Consider the following 1168-nt stretch of genomic DNA (forward strand, 5'->3'; position numbering starts at 1 on the left):
CTAGTGTCCCGTTCCGCTGATTCGCGAACAAAGTCGGTGTAGCTTTTCGAGGATGGAATCGGCAGACGCGGTCCAGACGAATGGCTTGCAGTTTTCGTTGTAGTGGGAGACGAATTGATCAATGCGCTTGATCAGTTGTTTGACCGAGCCGAACGAGCCTCTGCGAATCGCCTTATCGGTGATCAACGCAAAGAAGCGTTCGACCTGATTGAGCCACGAACTGTAGGTGGGAATGAAATGCATGTGCCAGCGGGGGCGTGCAGCCAGCCACGCCTTGACCTTCGGATGCTTGTGACTGCCATAGTTGTCAACGATGCAGTGCACGTCGAGTTCGGCCGGCACGGCTTTGTCGATTTCGCGCAGGAACGAAAGGAATTCCTGATGGCGATGACGTGGCTTGCAGGTAGCGAGCACGGCGCCATTGAGCACATTCAGGGCGGCAAACAACGTAGTGGTGCCGTGACGGACGTAATCATGAGTGACGCCTTCGACGTAACCGAAACCCATCGGCAGCATAGGTTGCGTGCGCTCGAGCGCCTGACACTGGCTCTTCTCGTCCACGCACAGCACGAGGGCGTTCTCCGGAGGGCTCAAGTACAAGCCGACCACATCGCGCAGCTTCTCGATGAAGAACTGATCGGTCGAGAGCTTGAAGCTTTCGCTGCGATGCGGCTGCAGACCCAGCAGCTTGAAGTAACGGTGCACGCTCGTTGGCGAGATGGCAGTTTCGGCGGCAATCGTGCGCACGCTCCAGTGAGTGGATCCATCTGCCGGCTTCGTATGCAGGGTCTTGTGAATCAGTTGAGCCAGCCGCTCGTCGTCAATCGTGCGTGGTTTGCCGGGACGAACTTCGTCATAGAGTCCGTTGATTCGCTGCTCCAGAAACCGCAGACGCCACTTGCCCACCGTGGCGCGCGTGAGTTGCAGGCGTTGTGCGATTGCGCTGTTGGGTTCGCCGTCAGCAGCCGCCAGCACGATGCGCGCCCGCGCGACCAGCGCAGCCGAAATCGAACGAGAACGTGCTATCGACATCAATTGCGAGCGTTCGTCTTCGCTCAGCACCAGTTCCACCTTCGGTCGTCCCATCGCCATGCTGATGTCTCCCGTTCCGTTGACGTCAACATGCTACGTGAACATAGATCAGTTAACAACGGAACGGGATACTAGC

The 1168-nt window shown here is 57.7% G+C and carries 1 protein-coding gene; it reads right to left on the reverse strand.

The features are described from left to right. Nucleotides 1–1092, reverse strand: a complete 1092-nt coding sequence (locus QZM67_RS39780) for an IS630 family transposase (protein WP_301811944.1) — start codon at nt 1090–1092, stop codon at nt 1–3. Nucleotides 1093–1168: the final 76 nt, after the last annotated feature.

The sequence above is a fragment of the Burkholderia sp. AU45251 genome (assembly GCF_030482905.1).
GTDB classification, from domain to species: domain Bacteria; phylum Pseudomonadota; class Gammaproteobacteria; order Burkholderiales; family Burkholderiaceae; genus Burkholderia; species Burkholderia aenigmatica.